The following is a 21,730-nucleotide window of genomic DNA, read 5'->3' on the forward strand; positions in this document are numbered from 1 at the left end:
AATAATAAGTAGTGATAGATAATAATAAATAAGGATAAAACAATGACTACAACTGACAATGAAAGCCAAGAAACTGAAGACAACAAACTGTCTATTAAGAATGTAGCAGCGAATGATATCTCATCTACCAGTGATGAGCTGATAGGTTGGATCAATTCAAGACGCAGCATGGGCAATCTAGATGAGCCAGCCCCGACGCGTGCGCAGATTGAATCTGCCATTGAGTGTGCGGCAACTGCGCCAGATCATAAAAAGTTGCGTCCGTGGCGCTTCATCGTGACGCAAGGTGAGGCGCGCCATGAATTAGGCCGTGCCTTGCTCGAAGCTGCCCAAGCAAAAGCGCTACAAGATGGCGAAGAGTTGTCTGAAAAAACCATCACTAAAACTAAAAATATGCCGCTGCGAGCGCCGCTAATCATAACGGCTGTAACTCAAATGCAAGAACACAAAAAAGTACCGCCTTTTGAGCAAATGCTCAGTGCGGGTGCTGCTGTACAAAATCTAATCTTGGCATTAAAGGCCCAAGGATTTAGTACCGTTTGGCGCACTGGGCTGTTATGTAATGAGCCTGCAGTAAAAGCGTATTTTGGCGTAGGCGCAGATGATTATGTGACAGCTTTTGTTTATACTGGCACAAGTCCCAAGGATGAGTCCAAACGCAAACCTATTGATATCGAACCGCTAGTTCGCTTCGAGTCGTAATGTAGCTTAGTGCTGTCTATTTATAAGATTATAATTTCACAAAGTTGTAATTCAAAGATAATAAGGCCAGTCGCTGAGCACGATAGATTCTATTGATAATACGTCAGTCAACACGGATAAAAGAACATGACAAGCCCTAACAATAGTAATAAAAACAACACCAGTGCTAATAATGAAACGGACAAAGAGTCGTCTGAAAAGCAGAATGGTATGCTTGCAGGTATTTTTGAGCGAGCAACCAAGTCAGGTCTCGGCCGTAAAAAGTCAAATCCTAGTCCTGTTGAATCAGCTGTGGCAAAGGATATGGCCGACATTCATAGCAATCCAACCAAGCTGCGTTTGGCGTTTTTGGGTGGTGGTAGCTTTGGTACGGCAATGGCAAATTTAGCCGCACGTAATGGCTGTGATACCACGCTGTGGGTACGTAATAAGCGTACGGTAAAAGCAATGGCCAAAACACAGACCAATAAAAAGTATCTACCGGGCTATAAGCTTGATGATCGATTGAAATACAGCCATGATTTGGCGGCAAGCGTCAAAGATAAAGACATTATTTTTATCGCTGTGCCAGGTTTAGCCTTTCGCGAAACGCTAAAAAACATCGCACCTTTTATCAGTGGTCAGTCCATTGTATCGTTGACTAAAGGCATGGAAAAAGACACCTTTGCGATGATGAGTGATATCATCAAAGAAGTGTTACCAGAAGTGAATTTTGGCGTCATGTCAGGGCCTAACCTCGCCATAGAAATCATGAAAAATATGCCGTCTGCTACGGTTATCGCAAGTGAGTCAGAGCCATTACGTCATGCTGTGCAAGCAGCATTACATAGTGCCTTCTTTAGAGTATTTGCTAGTGATGATATACGCGGCGTCGAGCTTGGCGGTGCGCTAAAAAACATCTACGCAATTGCCATGGGGATGGCGGCAGCTTATGAAGTAGGTGAGAATACTAAAGCGATGATTCTTACTCGTGCTTTGGCAGAAATGAGTCGTTTTGGCGTTGAGGAAGGTGCCAATCCGCTCACTTTCTTGGGCTTGTCAGGGGTAGGCGACTTATACGCCACTTGTAGCTCAGAGCTAAGTCGTAACTATCGTATCGGTAATATGCTTGGACGCGGTATGAGTATAGATGCCGCGGTCAAAAAGCTTGGCCAGACCGCTGAAGGGGTAAATACCATTCAGCAAGTACATGAAAAGGCGACCAAGGCGGGTATCTATATGCCAATTACTCATGCGCTCTATGCGGTGATTTATGAAGACAAGGCCGCTCTAGGCGTTGCGCTACATCTAATGGAAGCAGGATTCCGTAGCGATGTTGAGTTTGTCATGGCGCATGATCATAGCAATGCTGCGCTTACGGCTCATATGAAAACCTCTGGTAGCAATAGCAAAAGCAAAGATGGCGATGCTGATAAGTAAGACACACCATTAAAAATCAGTATTAAGAAAGTCGAACTCAGCGCTCCAAGGAAGGTTATGAAAATTATATTAGTACGTCATGGTCAAGCAGAAGATGAGACACGTCCAGATAGCGCGCGTCAGCTGACGGACTTTGGTCAGCAGCAAGCAGCGCAAACGGCAGAGTATGTGACCACTCACTATAGCCCAGATCGTTTTGTGGTCAGCCCTTATACGAGAGCGCAGCAGACTTTATCTGCGTTCCAGTCACAAGCGCCGCAAGTACTATCATCTGTGCAGGACAATATCACGCCCTCGGATGATGCGCGCCAAGCTCTGATAGATATTGCCAATATTGAAGCTGAGTGTTTGGTTGTTGTTTGTCATATGTCTATCGTCGCTTATATCGCGGGATTGCTGACAGGCGACTATCCAGAATCGTTCTCTTTAGCAGAAGCCAGAGTGTTTGATATGGAATTTGTGATGACTGGCATGGCAACGGAAGTTGATCGTTTTGTTCCTGACCAGCCGTACTAGACTAGATATTCTAATATTTTGCTTAGGAACGCTTTGCTAGAGCATAGTTGATTGAATATAACGGATTTAAAATGGTATTGGTACAAAGTTCAGCCCTTTATTAATCATATAAAATCATCCAGCTGTTTCAAAAACCGCATCAATCCTTAACGATATTTTGATAACTGCAGCAATAATTGAGGACACGTTTAGTGTTACATGTTTGGTTACGAGCGAAGCATAGCCCGCTAGCTGTCTGGCACGAAGATGTACAGCAATGGCAAATGGTTGATGGTTGGCAACAGCTGCAAACAATCTATGGTAACTATAAGTCCAATAGCCAAAAGACGCTTTGTCTATACTTCCCCTCAAGTCACGCGTTGCAAGTAGACACGGCGCTCAATGCTACTCAGCTTAAACAGCTGGGTAATAGCGGCAAGCAGTACTTATTTGAAGAAACTTCATTAACACCTATTGAGCAATTAAACATCCGCCAATTGAGCCATGCTGATACGACGCAATTGTATGCACTGGCACAAAACGATATTGAGGCATGGCAGCAAAGTGCGCAGCTAGCCGGTATGAATATAGTAGCGTTACTGCCAGATTTTTTATTGTTGCCACCGCCAGAAGAGGGCGCAGGTCAGCAAGTGGCTCTCTATCAAGATTCACAGACTATGCTGCTGCGCCAATCATTGCGTCAGGGCATGGCCGTCAGCTATTTACCGCTAATGTTTGAGCGTTTCCCGCATTTGAGTGAAGTAATGGTACTGCCGTCTATTGAGGCAGCTATTGACGCATCGCTTGACTTACTAGATTCATCATCGTCCATGGATTTAGTAGCGCAAACTAAAGCGTTGATCGCTGATCATCAGCTGCTACTGACGACCCTGCCTACAGTACCTAAGCCAATTGACAGTCCCGAACGTCACGCGCTTAATTTCTTTATGAAATCTACTGACTCACAATTATCGCCATATTTGCGAGTGGCGATGATGGTTGCGCTATCAGCGTTAGTGCTGCAAATGGCAACCGATGGTGTACAGTGGTATAAGTATAATCAAGCAACCGCAGCAACCAAGACTGCAATTGCGGCACAATATCAGTCTTGGTTTGCCGATGAGCCACTGAGTACGCGCACCAAATTGCAAGTACAGCTGCAACCAAAACTGCGTAGCGATAGCCAAGCGCCTGCATCGCATATGGCGGCACTGTCACGCATATCACCGCTGATTAAACAGTCTTCATTGCATGCACAGTCACTGGTAATGCAGCCATCAGCGCTCAGCTTTACCTTGATTGCTCCAGATCGCGGTAGTCTTGATAAATTCACAAGCACACTGGTAGCACAAGGCTTAAATGCCAAACTTGCGCAAGTGAATAGTAATGAGCAAGGTCAGTTTAGTGGTCAAGTCACTGTCAATGTGATAGAAAATAATATTGCAGAAAACAGCGACATGGCAAACAATGCGGCAGCGTCGTAACTCATCAAGGTATTGGTAATAAAGGTCAAAACATGAAACGATTACAACGCCGTATCAAACGTAATGCAGCGGTCTCTGCAACCAGTACTAAGGCTCATGTATTGTCAGAGCGTATGAATAATTATCAAAATGTACTCACGACGCGCTGGCAAGCATTACCTCCCCGTGATCAGCTAGCATTAGCTATATTGTCCGTATTTCTACTGTTGTTTATTGGCGGCTATGGTGGCTATAGCGTTCATCAAGCAGCGAGCGATAGTAAGAGTGACTATCAGGAACAAGTGGCGGATTATTTTTGGTTGCGTGCTCAAGCAGGTAATATTGATAGTAGTGCATTGAATTCTGGTAACAACGCTACTGGAGAGGTTGATATGCCGCCTGCTAGTCGTATCAATGCGCTGCTCAATAACTCAGGTATAGCAGGTGCTCAGGTGGTTGCGACTGGTGATGAAGTGCAACTGAGCTTTACGCATCCTAGTCAAGCGGTTGTCAGCACTGCACTGGGTAAGCTTGAACAGCAAGGTTGGCAGTTTATACAGCTATCTATGCAGCAAGACCTGACCAATAAATCTATACAGGTACAAGCAACGGTCACTTCTTAAAATGCATCATTTTGTGATAAATATTTTAGATGCTTATGTCAGAAATTTTAGATACTTATATCACTGTATGCTTAGTACTCGACACTCAATCCTCGACAGCAAAATAATGCTTTATCGTTGGTATCATTGAAAAGCCATTTATCTGGCTCCATTAAATAGTTAACCATATGACTATCGAACAAAAATATTACCAGTAAGGAAAACCTCACATAATGCGGGACAGTATGAGCAACGATAAGCGCCGTTCGTTAATTACTTATAACCACATCACTTATTTCTTATATGTGATCAGCTACTTTACTGCGGGTTTACTGTGGATTGTGCCGATTGTCATGAATTATGCCAAGCGCCATGATGCTAATGGGTCATGGTTAGCCACGCATTTCGATTGGCAAATCAAGACCTTTTGGTACAGTATCGTTTGGTTCGTCATTGGCATTATTTTGATTACCTTCGCACTAGGCGGCTTTGGCGTTAGCTTATTGGCGGATAGTGGCAATATCGCTATTGGCTCAATATTATTAGCTGGTCTTGGTTTGCTCATTATGACTTTTACCTTTATCTGGCATTTATATCGCATTATACGTGGTTGGATTGCGTTAACTGATGGACGTCCAGTACCGTAGACGTTTAATAGTACCTTTGTGCTATGTCTTTAGCTTAGAAAGCGGCAGCTTATCGTTATTTAGCAGAGACTCATCAGCATTGGTTACTGCTTAAATGTAGAAATTTAGCGACTGAAACTTTGCTCTTATTTCTGTTAAGCTGATATAATCGCTGCGCCCGATTTCATTCGCATTTTTTATTCACTATTTCTTCCAAGCAGGGTCTGCCATCACTATGTCTTATGCCTTACTTCGTCCTTTTTTGTTTAATATGGATCCCGAACACGCCCATGAGATGACGCTATCTTTATTGGATAAAGCGCATAAAGCGCGTGTTTTAGGCTTGGCGTATGGTCAGTCAATGCAACCAACAGACTGTATGGGTTTGCAGTTCTCTAACCCAGTTGGTCTGGCCGCAGGCTTGGACAAAAACGGCGATTATATTGATGCGCTGGCTGAGTTAGGGTTTGGTTTTATAGAAGTAGGAACCGTCACGCCAAGACCGCAAGTAGGCAATGACAAGCCAAGACTATTTAGAATCAAGCAAGCAGATGCGATTATCAATCGTATGGGCTTTAACAATGAAGGCGTTGATTATCTGATCGACAATGTCAAACGCTGTAAATATAAAGGCAATATTGGTATTAATATTGGTAAAAATGCCGATACGCCAGTAGAGCAAGCCGCTGATGATTATGTGTATTGCTTAGAGCGTGTGTATCCGCATGCCTCATACATTACGGTCAACATCTCCTCGCCAAACACTAAAAACTTACGTGATTTGCAAAGTGGTGAAGCACTGACTCAGTTAATGGATACGATTAAAAATCGTCATAGTCAGCTGGCTACTGAATATGGTTTTTATGTCCCATTAGTGCTTAAAGTTGCTCCAGATTTAGAGCCATTACAAGTTGACTATATCTCGCAGCAATTAATAGACTTTGAAATTGATGGTTTGATTGCGACCAATACAACACTAAGCCGTGTAGGTGTCGAAGACTTGCGTGATGGCGACCAAATGGGCGGCTTATCTGGTCGTCCTGTGAGTCATATTAGTACTCAGATTTTGCAACAGTTCTCTGATCAGTTAGATGGTAAAGTCGCTTTGATAGGCGTGGGTGGTATCGATAGTGGTGCCAAAGCCGTCAAAAAAATCGAAGCAGGCGCAGACATGGTACAGCTCTATACGGGGCTTATTTATCGTGGTCCTGGGCTAGTGCAGTCTTGCATTCAGGCAATCGGTGGCTATTACGATGCCATGGAAAGTTAATCCACTAAATAAGGTAATAAGGCGTAAAGCATGAGTGGTTTAGATATTGTGATTGCTATCGTTGTCTTGATTGGCTTATGGCGCGGCTTTCAAGTAGGACTGATTAAAACAGCAATAGGCTTGGTAGGTTGGTTTATCGCCCTTATCGCTGCTACTAGGCTGGCAGGAGTAGTGTCGCCCCAATTAACGGGTATCGTGCAAAACCCTGTGTTACAGATGGCAATGGCCTTTTTATTGGTAGTGATTGCCATATTGGCAATCATGCATCTGATAGCGTTTGTATTCTCAGGCGTGCTCAAAACCTTACGTTTGGGCGTCTTGGACAAAATGGCAGGCGGCGTACTGGGTGCTGCCAAAAACGTACTAATGGTCTTGGTTGTACTCAGCGTCAGTGCGCCATTGCTAGTACAGATGCCGCAGTGGCAAACCTCCGTACTAGCGCCTGAGCTGATGCCATATGCACCGATGGGCAAGGCTCTAGTATCGGATGTATTGGGCATGGCTTGGGATCAGGTCAATCAGTCGTAATTGTTTAATTGCCTATTATTTTATCTGACTGTCTATTATTTTACTTCTTTTTATACTTCTAAATTTTTGCACGTGTCACTGATAATCAAACATAGGTTATCGAAAAATCTCGTTAAGTTTCTTACAATATCATCAGGTTAGCGGCGTGCGACAGTGAATGATTTTAGCAATATACTGTCGTTAATTTTGCCGTTATTGTCGTACTAATGTATGAGTCAAAATAGGATATAGCTATTATGTGTGGAGTCATTGGAGTTGCAGCTCACGAACCAGTCAATCAGATTCTTTATGACGGTTTGACGATGCTACAGCATCGCGGGCAAGATGCAGCAGGTATTGTCACTTTGCAAGATGGGCGACTCTATCTACGTAAAGAAAATGGCATGGTACGTGACGTATTTATGAATCGTCATATGATGAAACTGGTTGGTAAGTTCGGTATCGGTCACGTTCGTTACCCGACAGCTGGTACTTCTAGCAGCGCCGAAGCACAACCATTTTATGTCAACTCACCATATGGTATTACCCTTGCGCATAACGGTAACTTGACCAATGCTGAGAATTTGGCCAAATCTTTGTATATCGAAGATCGTCGCCACCTTAATACTGACTCAGATTCTGAAGTACTGTTAAACGTACTAGCACATGAGATGCAGAATTTAGGCAAAACACACCCAACTGCTGATGATATCTTTGAAGCAGTAAAAGCTGTCTATAAACGCTGTGAAGGCGCTTATGGCGTTGTCGCTTTGATCACTGGTCATGGCTTACTTGCATTCCGCGATCCAAACGGTATCCGTCCACTTATCTTTGGTAAGCGTATGGCACCGAATGGCGGCACTGAGTATATGGTTGCTTCTGAATCAGTTGCATTGACAGGTTCTGGCTTTACTATCGTTCGTGATGTAAAACCAGGCGAAGCGATTTTTATCGATTTAAACCATAAGCTGCATACGCATCAATGCGTCGAGCAAAAAGAATACACGCCTTGTATCTTTGAATATGTGTACTTTGCTCGTCCAGATTCGATTATGGACAATATCTCAGTTTATAAATCACGCCTACGCATGGGTGAAAAACTGGCAGATAAAATCCTTGCTGAATGGGGTGAGGATCATGATATCGACGTGGTCATTCCAATTCCGGATACGTCACGTACTTCAGCGATGGAGCTGGCGTTAAAAATGAACGTTAAGTACCGTGAAGGGTTCATGAAAAACCGTTACATCGGTCGTACGTTTATTATGCCAGGTCAGCAGCAGCGTAAAAAATCAGTTCGCCAAAAGCTGAGCGCTGTGCCACTAGAGTTCAAAGGCAAAAATGTACTGTTGGTTGATGATTCTATCGTTCGTGGTACGACCTGTCATGAAATCATTCAAATGGCACGAGATGCTGGTGCTAACAAGGTGTTTTTTGCCAGCGCTGCGCCACCAGTGAAATTTCCAAACGTATACGGCATTGATATGCCCGTACGTAGCGAGCTTATTGCCTCAGGCAATAGCGTTGAAGAAGTACGTGATATCATCGGCGCTGATCGTTTGATTTTCCAAGATTTGGATGATTTGATCGATGCAGTAAAAGATACCAAACATAGCCGAGTGGAAGGTTTTGATTGTGCGGTATTTAACGGCTGTTACATCACTGGTCAGATCAATGAAGCGTATCTTGATCACCTGCAAGAGCAGCGTAACGATACTGCCAAGACTGGTAAAAAAGGCGTACAAATAGTGGCTGATACCCCAGTTGATATGATGGGCGTAGAAGAGCTTTAAGCTAAGTTAAAGCCATTGTTTTCAGATAACAAAAAGCTAGATTCTGAATGAATCTAGCTTTTTTATGTTTAAAATATAGCCAATGGTACTGACGTTTATATAAATGGTCGAAACAGTTTTAGCCTAGAAAACTGCTAAATAACCAAAATAGACCATTGATTGCTGCTATACCGACAACCATACTGACCAAAAGCTGACGGCTGATATGATAGATAAACAATACCAAAATAAGTGCGCCGACTTGTGCCATTAATAGATGCAACTCGGTATCGCTTAAAGCAACAGTCGTCGATAGGTCTTGATAAGAGAGGCTAGTTAAAATTAACAGTACCATCACTGATAATGGCAAACTCTCATTTAATCGGTGTAGCCAAGGTGTATCGAGTAGCTTTCTAGGTATCAGTGCGGGTAGCGCACGAGTGATAAAGGTCACAGCTGCCATGGCAAGCGTAGCAAAAATAAGATAACTACTGGTCATAAGAGTCTCCCGTCTTTTGACGCTCTATCCAAAACCCACGTACCAAAATCATAAACATACAGATAGTGATGGCTACTAGTAGCAACCAGTCACTGGTAAATAGCGAAGCAATGATTAAGCCAAGCATGGCAATACCAATCGGGAAGTAGCGTTTGATACTTTGAAATTGCTCATAAGCCAGAATTGCAAACAGGCAAACCAACGCAAAATCTAAATTTGGCACCAAATCACTGAGCGTACTACCAATCATTACGCCAACCGTACTCGCCAGTACCCACCAGCTTTGGTTAAATAGGCTGATAGGAAGTATCAGCGCTCGTCGTGACTCATTTGGTAAGCTTGTCATGATCGAAAAAGTCTCGTCGGTCAACGCAAACAAACAATACGTCTTGGCCAGCTTATTTTTTGGTAAATACTGTAATAACGGCATACCATAGAATACATGACGTAGATTAATCGCCGCAATATTGGTGGCGATATTGCCAATCGGTAGGCCCGCGCTCAGCATTGGTAAACAAGCATACTGAGCTGCACCAGCATAGAGAACGATACTGAGCATAATCGTTGCCCATATCGGGATACCTGCTACCTGTGCGAGTACACCAAAGGCAATACCGGCAGGCAGATATCCCATAGCAACTGGCAAGCTTTTCTTAAAGCCCTCAGCCCATTGATAGCGGTTTGCATGTTGATGGCTTAATTCATTTGAATGAGTATTCACATGACATCCTAAATTTTTCTTATGATATTTTTATAAATCTATTGATATAAAAATTATTGATTCAAACGGTATTGCTGCAAAATTAAAAAGTGCAAAACGAGCTTAATAAAAACGTTCTATCGAAAATTGATAGAGCAAACATAGTATAAAATTAACTAAGCTTCAGGTTGTAGTTTTTCATAGCTGTCAGTCTGATTGGCACGGTACAAAAACCCACCTAGAATGACTAGTCTCAATAATAATAGACACCACACGCTAAGCCAAATACCTGTCATATCCCATTGTTGATAGAGCAGCCAACTCAACGGAAAGAAAATAGCAGCCAGTATCAGCGCCGCATTACGGATCACGCTACCAGCCGTCAAACCGAAAAATATCCCATCCAGCCAATAGGCACCAACACCGACAAGAGGCAATAATACGGCATATAAATGGTAGTCATAGGCGAGGGCAAACACCGACTCAATATTGGTCATAAATCCTAAATACGTAGGCATCGAAAGCCACCAAATGGCGCTCAACATGATAGCAAGACCATAACTAACCACGCCTGTACGCTTTATGATAATACGAAAACGTGGCCAATCACGTCGCCCTGCAGCTTGTCCACTTAACGTTTCAGCAGAAACAGCGACGCCATCTAAAGCGAAGGCAGATATGCTTAATACTTGCAATAAAATAGCGTTAGCAGCCAGTATGACATCTCCGCTTTGCGCAGACAGTCGAGTAATCCAAGCAAAGCTTAGCGTTAAGATAAGAGTGCGTACAAAGATATCTTTGTTTAAAGAAAATAGCCTAAGCATCTTTTCTTTCGTAAAATACTGTCGATCCGCTTTGAATAATACAGACCACGATATTTTTAGATGTTGGCGGCTCAACCACAGTGCCATCAGTATTCCAAACCAAAATGCAATAGTCGTTCCCAGTGCGACACCAGCTAATCCCATCTGCATTGCAAATACAAAAAACAAGGTCAGTACGATATTAAGTACGGCAATAAAGCCCTGTTGATAAAGCATATAACGGGTCTTACCTTGTCCTGCAAACCAACCAATAAATGCAAAATTCATCAGCTCTGCGATCACGCCCCAAAAGCGTACGTCTAAGTAGGTTTTCGCTGCGCGTCCACTCTCAGGATTGGCTGATAGTGCTTGTAAGCCAAAATCAATCAGCCAGGGCTTTGCCAGTAGCAATATTGCTCCGATAACAAACGCCAATAGTAACGCGCGCTGTAAGATAGACAGCAAAGGCGTGGGCACTGATAGAGCTGATGCATTGCTAGTATTATTCGCCAGTTGTCCCAATGCCTGTGCAGCAAGTCCAGATGATGCATATTGCAAAAAGTTAAAGCTAACAAGCAATAGCGACAGCAGCTGTATGGCCAAACCCATGCCAGCAAGTTTCGCTGTGTCATTCATATTGCCAACAATGGCCGTATCAATAACGCTCTGCAATGGCATGGCCAAATTGGCTAGCAGTACAGGCAATGCAATCGCGACAATACGCTTATAGCTTGTGTCAATAGGTGGCATCGCGTGAGAAGTTGCGGAATTAGCTGACATGGGTGACTCGTTTATACGTGAACGATAAAGAGGTATATTCGTTAAATAATAATAAAATTGTAAGGCAGTACATTTAATGTAAGAGACAAAATAGCTATAAAGACAAAAGCACCTAGACTCATTATTCATAAGTCAGGTGCTCTTATTTAAACGTTGTATCTGTGCAATCAGTAATTATATAGAATGTGATAACACGCTATTTCAGCGTATCAAACCATCTAATATACCTTACTAAACGTTGTCTTGCTCAAACATTTTTGGATCATTGAAAGTAACGATTTCTTCTTCAAACTCTGGTTTTACTTTTACGATAAAATCATCACGCGACAGACCCATGCGCAGCGGAATCGAACTGGCAATATAAGTTGATGAGTAAGTACCCGCAAGCAAACCGATGAATAGAGCTACTGAGAACCAGTATAACCCATCACCGCCCAAGAAGAGCATGGCTAGTACGACCAATAAAACGGTTGAGATGGTCATAATCGTACGGCGTAGCGTCTCGGTCAATGACAAATCAATCGTCTGTTCTGGCGTAATTCCGCGAACACGGCGGAAGTTTTCACGAATACGGTCATAGACAACGATGGTATCGTTCAATGAATAACCAATCAATGCCAATACCGCAGCCAATACCGTCAGGTCAAAGGGGAAGCCGAATAGTGCAAATACACCGATGGTTACGACGGCATCATGGAACAGTGACAGTACAGCACCTAGAGACAATTTGAACTGGAATCGTAGGGCAACATAGCCGAGCATACAAACCAGTGCCAACACCAATGCCATGACTGAGTTTAGATAAACCTCATTACCAACTTGGCTACCAATGATATTTACGTTGCTAATCGTAGCGGTATTGCTAGGTAGTGCCAATGCTTGCGTCAGATTTGCGCTTAGTCCATCGACGTTATCAGACTGAGGAGGTAGACGTACCAATAGCTCTTCACGCGTACCTAGATACTGTACAACCGCATCATCAAAGCCATTGTCTGCTAGTGCTTGTACAACAGCAACTTGCTCAACAGGCTGCTCATAACGAACATCAGCAGAGACACCACCAGTAAAATCAAGACCTAAGTTCAGACCATTTACCGCGATAGCAATGATACTACCGATCACCATAAATAAAGATAGTAGTGCCATCGGCTTTTCTATCTTCATAAATGGAATGATACGTTGGTTGCCAACTGCCTTGATGCCACCTTCAGCGACAGCTGCTGCATCATCAGCGGCGTCACCTGATATTACGTCAGAATCAACAGCGGTAGACAGTGCTTGACTGTCTTCGGCATTTTGACCTTTACCACCGCGACGACTAGAGCTTTTACCTGACTTTGCGGTAGTAGGGTTATTGGTTTTAGTATTGCTACCTTTACCATCACGACGCGGTTTGTTACGGCGACGCGTACTTGCATTGGTCGTGTCACCGTTTGAGCCATTTCGATCAGGATTATTCTGCTGTTCTAAAGGGTTGTTATTATCGATCGCCATAATATTCTCCTAACCGATGCTCAGACTTTTGATGGATTTACGCTTACCATAAGCAATTTGTACCAGTGCACGTGTCACCAAAATAGCGGTGAATAGCGAGCTGACAATACCAATAGCTAGCGTAATCGCAAAGCCTTTAATCGGACCAGTACCAATCGCAAATAGGATAAACGCGACCAATAAGGTTGTAATGTTGGCATCAAAAATACTGCTAAATGCGCGATCGAAACCTGCCACAATGGCTGATTTTGGCCGCACACCATTGGCAATCTCTTCTCGTATTCGCTCAAAGATCAGCACGTTGGCATCAACTGCCATACCAATGGTCAAAACGATACCTGCGATACCCGGTAGGGTAAGTGATGAACCCAAAATTGACATAATCGCAATGATAATAATAACGTTAACGGCTAGCGCAACGTTGGCAATCACACCGAACAGACGATAGAAGATAATCATAAACGCGAAGACTAATAGATAGCCGACTTGCGTAGAGAACAATCCTTTATCAATGTTTTCTTGACCGAGTGATGGACCAATAGTGCGCTCTTCTACGAAATACATCGGTGCAGCAAGTGCGCCCGAGCGTAGCAATAGCGCAAGCTCAGCTGCTTCAGCACTACTATCTAAACCAGTAATACGGAATGATGAACCCAATACCGCTTGAATGTTGGCGCGGTTGATGACTTTGGTTTCAGCATAAGGTGTACGTACTTCAGTCGTCTCACCAGTCGCTGGATCTTCTTCGTAAGTGATTCTTTGTTTGTTTTCTATGAACAATACAGCCATCTGTTGGCCAACAGCTGTACGTGTGGCGTTCTGCATAAGCTTACCGCCAGCACTGTCCAAGGTAATACTTACTTCAGGTAGACCACTTTCATCCAAGCCAGTTTGCGCGTTGGTTACTTTGTCCCCGGTGACGATCGCTTGACGATCTAACAATACAGGAGGACCATCAAGTGTTTCGAATGGGAATGCCTCTGTGCCCGCTGGAGGTATACCGCCAGTATAAGTGTCAGCATCTTCTGCTACCATACGGAACTCAAGGTTTGCAGTACGGCCAAGTACACGTTTTGCTTCAGCAGTATCTTGTACACCAGGTAGCTCAACGACGATACGGCTAGCACCTTGCGACTGTACCAAAGCTTCGGTAACACCCAGCTCAGCAATACGATTACGTAGAGTCGTTAAGTTCTGATTGACCGCGTAGCTATTGATTTCGTCAAGTGTCGCATCGTTATACGATAAGACCAATGCAGGACCTTGATCATCAATAGAAGACTGCAAGTTAAACGTATTGCTCATTGAGCCTTGTAATACATTTTGGGCACGGTTACGAGTGTCAGTATCAGCAAAATGCAATACCACGCCGCGATCTTCGGTTTTGATACCTTTGATTGCTACTCGCTCAGCACGTAGCTCACGTCGCATATCACGACTGGCGCTGGTCAAACGCTGTTCAAGCGCTTTGTCCATATCGACTTCGAGTACAAAGCGTACACCACCACGCAAATCGAGACCAAGCTTCATCGGTCTTGCACCGATATCGCGTAGCCACTGCGGGGTAGTTTGTGCTAGGTTAAGGGCAACGACATAGTCTTCGCCCAAGTTTTGACGTAGCACTTCTTGCGCTTTTAGCTGATCGACTGGGTTATTGAGGCGTACCAGCGCGCTGTTGCCCTCAAACGTACCATCGTGGTTATCTAGACCTGCCTCTTCGAGTAAGCTTTGAGACTCGGTTAAGATGCCTTCGGATAGCTGAGTTCCTGCTGCTGCGCTCGTAATCTGCACAGCAGGCTCGTCAGGGTAAAGGTTGGGGGCAGCATATAGACCGGCAACGAGTAGCACGACGGCAATTAGTAAGTATTTCCAAGCGGGATATTGCATAATCACTTCTTTAAGTTGATAAACGACTGGCGACGTAGGCCACAAGTTAGCAGATGGGAAGTTAGCGATAGCAACGGTCGAGTGCTATGTTCAGCAGCCGTCATCATGCACCATTGCGATCATCCGCGATGATAGTAACGCATAAAACAGTAAAGCAAATAATACAGATGTCTGTTTATCTGGTCACCAAAAATCATATGGCTAGATTGGATAAAGATAGGACATCTAAACAGTAAGCTTAATTTATATAGCAATTTTACCTTACTGTGTTAATAGCGAAAAATGACCGTAAATCATATACGGTCATTTTTTAGTCATTACATTCGTTAATGTGACGACTATTGAATGTTCACTAATAAATTTTCACTAATAAAAGCTAGTGAACATTCTCATTAGACGCTTTCGATCGTGCCAGCAGGCAATACTGAAATAACAGAAGCACGTTGTACTTTGACGTCAGTATTGTTGTTTAGGCTCACGACGGCGTAATCGCCTTCGATTGCTTTGATACGACCCATTAAACCACCAGCAAAAATAATTTCACTACCAACGGTTAATGCGTTAACCATGGCACGGTGCTCTTTGGTACGCTTAGACTGCGGGCGAATGACCAAGAAGTAAAAAATCGCAAAAAACGCAACAGGCAGTAAAATCTGACCGAATAGACCTGCAGCACCTGCAGTCTCTGGTGCAGCATGGGCAGCTTGAATAAATAAGCTCATAATATCTCTCAGTAAGTCATAGACAATAATAAAATTAGACGCATAGTAACAAAAAATCCCAGACTTGGTAACTGTTAATCATAGGCTGAGCGTGTTTTTCTTAGCGTAAGGCATACTATCAGCCAACGGATAGGACAACAATGTTTTTACTATATTCAGATAACCTATATAAAGCCTCAGACTAAATAACTGTCATGAATTGGCTAGTAAAGATGTCGTCATACAACCGTTAATAGTAGGGTAATAAAATTCATCAAAAAACAAAAACTTAAAAATGGCGACTTATTGTGAAATGGTATCATCAATGCTACTATCAAATGGCAATGATTGCCTGCATTTAGTATGCTACGTATTGAACCATAATAAGGCTTTTTAAGGCATAGTATGGCTTTGAAATAGCGATTAAATCAGCTAAATCAGCTTTGAGTAACTATTTATACGATAGACAGAGGTCTTTTATTACTTCATTAATAGCAATCTGAAAATCGATATAAATTGCTCATGACATTATCTTCCTTTTACTCTTTTTAGGTTACCTAACTTGTTCACCACTTTTATGTTTGTACCTCGTTTATGTCGTCCGCGTGCTAATCGTAAAGACGCATCTGCAGAGCCTCCCTCGAGAATGACTACTAGTTCTCGATTTGGTTATACTTCTTTTTCGGCACTATCTGCATTGGTAATTCTTCTGATACCGCAGGCAGTGTGGGCAGCTGGTGCTGTATCAACGTCCAGCGAGCCCGCAGCACCAACTGCGCTTAGCGTTTCTTTATTGATATTTTTTGTCTTACTCGCTATTGGTGTCTCTTTCGTCTGTTCATTAGCAGAGTCTGTTTTGCTGAGCATGACGCCATCGTTTATTGCAGATGTGCAAGAAACCAGTCCAAAAAAAGCAGAAATGCTTAAAAGCCTCAAAGTGGACAATATCGACCAGTCGCTAGCCGCTATTTTAACGTTAAATACGGTTGCCCATACACTTGGCTCTATCGGTGCGGGTGCACAGGCTACGATCGTCTTTGGTAGTGCGTGGTTTGGTCTGTTTTCTGCCCTCATGACGCTTGCTATATTATTCTTGTCTGAAATTATCCCAAAAACACTAGGTACAGTTTACTGGCGTCAGCTAAGTGGTTTGGTTGCTTATTTCGTTCGTGGCATCATCCTGCTGCTATACCCGTTAATTTGGTTCTCAGAGCGTCTGACGAAACTATTGGTACGCGGTAAAGAACCACAAACATTTAGCCGCCGTGAGTTTGCTGCTCTTGCTAGTATCGGTGAAGAATCAGGACAAATTGACCCACTAGAGTCGCGTATCATTCGTAACTTGCTCGCATTTGGCGCTATTAAAGTAGAAGATATCATGACCCCGCGCTCAGTGATGCTTGCATTCGAAGAAAATAAAACCGTTGCTGAGCTATTGGTTGACCGTCCAAAGCTGACGTTTTCTCGCTTGCCAATCTATGATGGTGATTTGGATAACATTACAGGCTTTGTCCTAAAAACGGACATGCTACTGGCTAAAGTTAATCATGCTATGCACAAGCCGTTGACGCAATTTCAACGAGACATCACTTTTGTCTTCTCTAAAATGAAGCTGTTTGACTTGTTAGAGTTGATGCTAAAAAACCGTATTCATATTGCGATTACAGTCGGCGAATATGGTGAAGTTAAAGGCTTGGTCACGTTAGAAGATGTGTTTGAGACATTGTTAGGTCTTGAGATTGTTGATGAGATAGACCGCGTCGAAGACATGCAGGCCTTGGCTCGTCAGATGATGGATAGACGGGTAGAGCGTTTAGGCATGAAGCTCAGCGATGATGAGCAGTATGAAGACAGTAATAACGAACCTAAGTCTTAACGAAATCTTAACTATGCCCTAATGAAGCCAAACTCTAACGTTGATAACTTAACCATAGTATTGATGGTTCTAAAGATTGATGGTTTAACAATGGTCAGCTCATTATGGGCTGACTATCAAACTAGAGCCGTAAAGCATCACAAAGCACATAGTTATTATGGCTAGAATCTGCAGCACAAATGCTTATGAATATTTGATTTGATAGCCTGTGTTTTTATTCGCAATAATTACACAGGGTGTCACATGGCTGTGAGAATTCGATGATAGGCTCGGCATATGATATGAGTATATAGATATATCTATACAGATACATGGCCGAAATAAATGATAAAAGAGCGTTAATCGTCACTATATGACACTAACGAAAAAAATATCGCTAAGGATTATCATGAAAAAATTATTGGGAAATAGGCTATTAGCTCTATTGGTGAAAAGCGCCAGCATCACTGCAATCGTAGCAGTAGCCAGCACCATCAGTATCAATGCACAAGCGGCAACTATGACCGAAGATTTGGTACAAAACTATGCCGCCGCAATGAAAGCGTCAGCGAATAGCCAGAGCATCAATCAGGTATCGCGCCTTGTGTCAGATGACGCGCTTATTTCTTTATCTAGAAAGGGAAAGTCTACCAGTCTAGACAAAGATGCCTATTTAAAGCTGCTTCAAAACAGCTGGAATGATACGTCCAATTATCGCTATGATATTTCGGTAGATAATGTGGTGATTACTGGTTCACAAGCCAAAGCCAATGTGACGACCAATGAAAGCTGGGTAAAAAATGGTCAGCAAGTATCATTTGTTACCACATCTCGTGTGACCTTGACCTTATCTACTGGTAATGCAGTGCTCTTGCGTGCAGTGTCTCAGGTGGCTATTAATTAAGTCATCATCGAGCAAGTAAGACTCAAAAATACAATAGGTAGCATAAACAATAGCTGATTGAGCTAGCTGCGATTTCGACCTATAAAAAGTCTTAGCTGGCTAATAATAGTCATTACTTAGTTTTATAGGCTACTTGAGCGTCTATGATTATCTTTTATATTAGGCTAGTCTTTGCTTTACATTGCATACTATACTATCCATCAACTTTATCTTATTAATTTCTGTCGTTAGGAAACCTCCAATATCATGTCTACTGTGCTATCACACTCTCGCTCATTTATTGCGTTGCCATTGACGCTTGCGGTATCCACTTTACTGATTAGTGCGTGTAGCAACACATCAGCGGTAAAAAACAAAGGTGCGACCAATAGCTCATCTGTCATCACCAAAAGTCCTGCCAATCAAGGGGCTAATACAGGTAGTGCAGACTACTCAACTGCGTTTTTAGATGCAGAGAGTTTGGATGAGTTGGCTGACTTGTTAGAAGCCACTGACATGACCATGGTAGAAGGTAACCAGCTTGCTATTCAGCAATATGGTGATTTGTGGAATCGTCTACGCGCAGGCTACCGCATGAATGGTGGTAAGCCAATCTATAATCAGCGCATTGAAGGTCAAAAAAGCTGGTTTACCAGTAGACAGGATTATCTCAATCGCCTAACTGCACGTGCCAGTCGTTATATCTATCATACGGTACGAGAGGCAGAGCGTCGCAATATTCCAACAGAGCTTGCCTTGTTACCAGTTATCGAAAGCTCTTACGATCCAAGTGGTACGAGTAGTGCGGCAGCTGCGGGCTTATGGCAGTTTATTCCAAGTACAGGCCGTATCTATGGCTTGAACCAAAGCAGCACTTATGATGGTCGTCGCGATGTGATCGAATCGACACGTGCTGCCTATGACTTTTTGACAGCACTGCACAACCAGTTTGGTAGTTGGGAGCTAGCATTGGCTGCTTATAACGCTGGACCTGGCCGTGTACAAAAAGCAATTGATGCCAACGCAGCGCGCGGACTGCCAACAGATTACTGGTCACTTCAATTACCGACTGAAACGATGAACTATGTGCCGCGTTTCTTAGCTGTAGCCGAAATCGTCGCTAAGCCTGAGCAGTATGGTGTGTATCTACCAGCTATCGCTAACCGTCAGCATTTCCGTAGTGTACCAGTTAACTATGGTGTGAGCTTGGCAGAAGTATCGCAGTTAACTGGAGTCAGCTATGATGAGCTAGAGCGTCTAAACACTGCACTGACATCAGGCCGCGTTGATTCTTCAGGTCCACAGCGTGTCATCATTCCTAACGACGTCAGCCTCAATGCTGATGCCAAATTAAGTGGGCTCAGAGGTAACGGTACAGGCAATGTACTCGCCTCAAACAACGCAGGTAGCTCAAGTACGACAGCGACCACACCAAGCTATAATAACAAACCATATACTGCCTCATCATTACCGTCTACTGGTAGTGCATTGGCTGATTATGCCGCTAGCGCAAGTGTACCTCAGCAGACTACCAGCTACATCTCACCATCTGCGACGCCAACTAGCAGCTCGGTATACAGTGGCAACTCTTCAGCTCGTACTGAGCCACCACTGACCACAGCAGAGACTAACAAAATCAATGCTGAGCTTAAGAGCAGTAACAGTCTACCGACTACCTCAGCTCAGATTACTCAGAACAATACGATTGTCCAAGAGCCACCGCTTAGCAAAGAAGAGCGTGATTTCATCGCCAATCAAATCCGGAGAAATACCTCTGAGACCAATGTTATCAATGCTGATGGCAACATTAATCTATCAGCCGTACAAACACAGCAGTCTATCTTAGAAGCGAGTGGTGCAGAGAAGAAACTTAGCTTTGCTAAAACCTCGGTAAGTAAGCCAAAACCTCAAGGCACTCGTACCACTTATACGGTCAAACGTGGCGATACGCTCTCGAACATTGCGAGTCGAGCAGGGGTTAGTTGGCGTGATATCGCAGAATGGAACCAGATAGATGCCAGTGCCAATTTGCTCTCTGGCAGTACGTTATATCTATATAATGCCAAGACTATCGAGCCACTGAGTACTGCTAATAACGCCGCCGCTAGTCAGCCTGACAGTTACGTCGTACAAGGCGGTGATACGCTTATCGGTACGGCTAATCGTTTTGGCTTATCGGTCACTCAGCTAGCCAGCTATAACAACCTGAGCAGCCGTGCTGATCTGCTCAGAGGTCAGAAACTATGGCTCATACCGGGTAAAGTGACTACACCTGCGACGACACCTGCAGCGCCTTCTACCAAGCCGAGTAAATCAAGCACTGCGACCAAAAACTATAAAGTAAAAGCAGGGGACGGATTAATTGCATTGGCACGTCAATTCAATGTGTCGACAGATACTTTAGCCAGTCTCAACGGTATCAACAGCACAAGTTCGCTATATGTTGGTCAGACGCTTAAAGTGCCAGCTAGTGTTGATTTTGATGCTGCAAGCACGATAAATACTAGCAGTAGTAATAGCTCAAGTTCGGTCGCGACCACCAATTACAAAGTAAAATCAGGTGATACGCTGATTGGTATTGCGAACAGCATCGGAGTGAGTGCAACGGAGCTGGCTGCAGTAAATAGCAATTTTGATGCAAAGGCTCGCTTGCAACGTGGTCAAACGATTAAAGTTCCTGCTACTAAAGAGTTGGTTGACCGTCAGCTGAATGACAAAGCGGTCAGCTACAAAGTAAAATCAGGTGATACGCTAACGGGTGTCGCTAAACGTTACAATATTGGCTTAAGTGATTTGGCATCAGCGAATAACTTGAATACCAACTCGAATCTGATATTGGGCCGTACTATTACCATCCCTGCTAGCGGCAGTGTGGCAAGTGCATCTAGTAGCAGCCAAAGCAGCAGCTCTGCTAGTAGCAGCAGTAGTAGCTCAGCAAGCAGTGGTACGAAATTAGGTAATACTGAAAGCTACAAAGTTAAATCTGGCGATGGCCTAATTGCTCTAGCACGTCAGTTTGGCATATCGGTAGAGGATTTGGCAGCGACCAATGATCTAGCGACCAATGCACAACTACAACGCGGCCAAACGCTTAAAGTACCAAAAGCGACAGTAAGCTACACGGTTGGCTCGGGTGATAGCTTGATTGGTTTAGCACGCAAATATGGTGTCTCAACACAAGAGCTGGCTGATATGAACAATATCGCCGCTGATACGATGTTGCAGCGTGGTCAGCGTCTGACAGTTCCAAATCGTTAATGAATAAGATATTA

The 21,730-nt window shown here is 43.6% G+C and carries 19 protein-coding genes; 12 read left to right on the forward strand and 7 right to left on the reverse strand.

Going from position 1 to position 21,730, the window contains the following annotated elements; genetic code table 11:
- Positions 1-42 precede the first annotated feature (42 nt).
- The 9 genes from CXF69_RS03225 (at position 43) to purF (ending at position 8,877) form a co-directional block, all read left to right on the forward strand.
- Complete coding sequence (locus CXF69_RS03225; RefSeq protein WP_102077954.1) at positions 43-702, forward strand: nitroreductase family protein; 660 nt, start codon at positions 43-45, stop codon at positions 700-702.
- A gap of 126 nt (positions 703-828) precedes the next feature.
- A complete protein-coding gene (locus tag CXF69_RS03230; RefSeq protein ID WP_102077953.1) occupies positions 829-2,121 on the forward strand; it encodes an NAD(P)H-dependent glycerol-3-phosphate dehydrogenase in 1,293 nt (430 codons plus the stop codon).
- A 57-nt stretch (positions 2,122-2,178) separates the two neighbouring features.
- The gene (locus CXF69_RS03235; RefSeq protein WP_102077952.1) at positions 2,179-2,637 is read left to right on the forward strand and encodes a SixA phosphatase family protein; all 459 of its coding nucleotides are present in this window, start codon (positions 2,179-2,181) and stop codon (positions 2,635-2,637) included.
- Positions 2,638-2,828: 191 nt separating this feature from the next.
- Positions 2,829-4,100 (forward strand): type II secretion system protein GspL, encoded by a 1,272-nt coding sequence (gspL, locus tag CXF69_RS03240; RefSeq protein ID WP_102077951.1) that lies wholly within the window; start codon positions 2,829-2,831, stop codon positions 4,098-4,100.
- A 32-nt stretch (positions 4,101-4,132) separates the two neighbouring features.
- On the forward strand, positions 4,133-4,702 hold the full coding sequence (gspM, locus tag CXF69_RS03245; protein WP_102077950.1) for a type II secretion system protein GspM: 570 nt from the start codon (positions 4,133-4,135) through the stop codon (positions 4,700-4,702).
- Positions 4,703-4,926: 224 nt separating this feature from the next.
- On the forward strand, positions 4,927-5,328 hold the full coding sequence (locus CXF69_RS03250) for a DUF4870 family protein (protein ID WP_228706736.1): 402 nt from the start codon (positions 4,927-4,929) through the stop codon (positions 5,326-5,328).
- A gap of 214 nt (positions 5,329-5,542) precedes the next feature.
- Complete coding sequence (locus tag CXF69_RS03255) at positions 5,543-6,577, forward strand: quinone-dependent dihydroorotate dehydrogenase (RefSeq protein WP_057759514.1); 1,035 nt, start codon at positions 5,543-5,545, stop codon at positions 6,575-6,577.
- Positions 6,578-6,607: 30 nt separating this feature from the next.
- A complete protein-coding gene (locus CXF69_RS03260) occupies positions 6,608-7,105 on the forward strand; it encodes a CvpA family protein (protein ID WP_102077948.1) in 498 nt (165 codons plus the stop codon).
- A gap of 236 nt (positions 7,106-7,341) precedes the next feature.
- Positions 7,342-8,877 carry an amidophosphoribosyltransferase gene (purF, locus tag CXF69_RS03265; protein WP_102077947.1) on the forward strand — a complete coding sequence of 512 codons (1,536 nt, stop codon included), beginning with the start codon at positions 7,342-7,344 and terminating at the stop codon, positions 8,875-8,877.
- A 118-nt stretch (positions 8,878-8,995) separates the two neighbouring features.
- Here the strand turns inward: purF and CXF69_RS03270 are convergent, their stop codons facing one another.
- The 7 genes from CXF69_RS03270 to CXF69_RS14620 form a co-directional block, all read right to left on the reverse strand.
- Positions 8,996-9,355 (reverse strand): AzlD domain-containing protein, encoded by a 360-nt coding sequence (locus CXF69_RS03270; protein WP_102077946.1) that lies wholly within the window; start codon positions 9,353-9,355, stop codon positions 8,996-8,998.
- Positions 9,345-10,076 (reverse strand): AzlC family ABC transporter permease, encoded by a 732-nt coding sequence (locus CXF69_RS03275; RefSeq protein ID WP_227543681.1) that lies wholly within the window; start codon positions 10,074-10,076, stop codon positions 9,345-9,347. The genes CXF69_RS03270 and CXF69_RS03275 overlap by 11 nt, the downstream gene beginning before the upstream one ends.
- A gap of 155 nt (positions 10,077-10,231) precedes the next feature.
- The gene (locus CXF69_RS03280) at positions 10,232-11,638 is read right to left on the reverse strand and encodes an MATE family efflux transporter (RefSeq protein WP_180952611.1); all 1,407 of its coding nucleotides are present in this window, start codon (positions 11,636-11,638) and stop codon (positions 10,232-10,234) included.
- A gap of 231 nt (positions 11,639-11,869) precedes the next feature.
- On the reverse strand, positions 11,870-13,132 hold the full coding sequence (gene secF / locus CXF69_RS03285; protein ID WP_102077945.1) for a protein translocase subunit SecF: 1,263 nt from the start codon (positions 13,130-13,132) through the stop codon (positions 11,870-11,872).
- A gap of 9 nt (positions 13,133-13,141) precedes the next feature.
- A complete protein-coding gene (secD, locus tag CXF69_RS03290) occupies positions 13,142-15,019 on the reverse strand; it encodes a protein translocase subunit SecD (RefSeq protein WP_101205370.1) in 1,878 nt (625 codons plus the stop codon).
- Positions 15,020-15,411: 392 nt separating this feature from the next.
- Positions 15,412-15,741, reverse strand: coding sequence for a preprotein translocase subunit YajC (gene yajC / locus CXF69_RS03295; RefSeq protein WP_057759529.1), 330 nt, complete (start codon positions 15,739-15,741; stop codon positions 15,412-15,414).
- Between the two features lie 648 nt (positions 15,742-16,389).
- Complete coding sequence (locus CXF69_RS14620) at positions 16,390-16,587, reverse strand: hypothetical protein (RefSeq protein ID WP_416374996.1); 198 nt, start codon at positions 16,585-16,587, stop codon at positions 16,390-16,392.
- Here CXF69_RS14620 and CXF69_RS03300 point away from each other — a divergent pair.
- From CXF69_RS03300 to CXF69_RS03310, 3 genes are all read left to right on the forward strand, one after another.
- Entirely contained in the window at positions 16,514-17,596 is a 1,083-nt protein-coding gene (locus tag CXF69_RS03300) for a CNNM domain-containing protein (RefSeq protein WP_416374995.1), read from the forward strand. The genes CXF69_RS14620 and CXF69_RS03300 overlap by 74 nt on opposite strands.
- 388 nt (positions 17,597-17,984) lie before the next feature.
- Positions 17,985-18,479 (forward strand): hypothetical protein, encoded by a 495-nt coding sequence (locus CXF69_RS03305; RefSeq protein ID WP_101205368.1) that lies wholly within the window; start codon positions 17,985-17,987, stop codon positions 18,477-18,479.
- Between the two features lie 246 nt (positions 18,480-18,725).
- Entirely contained in the window at positions 18,726-21,716 is a 2,991-nt protein-coding gene (locus CXF69_RS03310; RefSeq protein WP_102077943.1) for a LysM peptidoglycan-binding domain-containing protein, read from the forward strand.
- Positions 21,717-21,730: the final 14 nt, after the last annotated feature.

This window comes from Psychrobacter sp. Choline-02u-9 (assembly GCF_002836505.1).
Taxonomy (GTDB): Bacteria; Pseudomonadota; Gammaproteobacteria; order Pseudomonadales; family Moraxellaceae; genus Psychrobacter.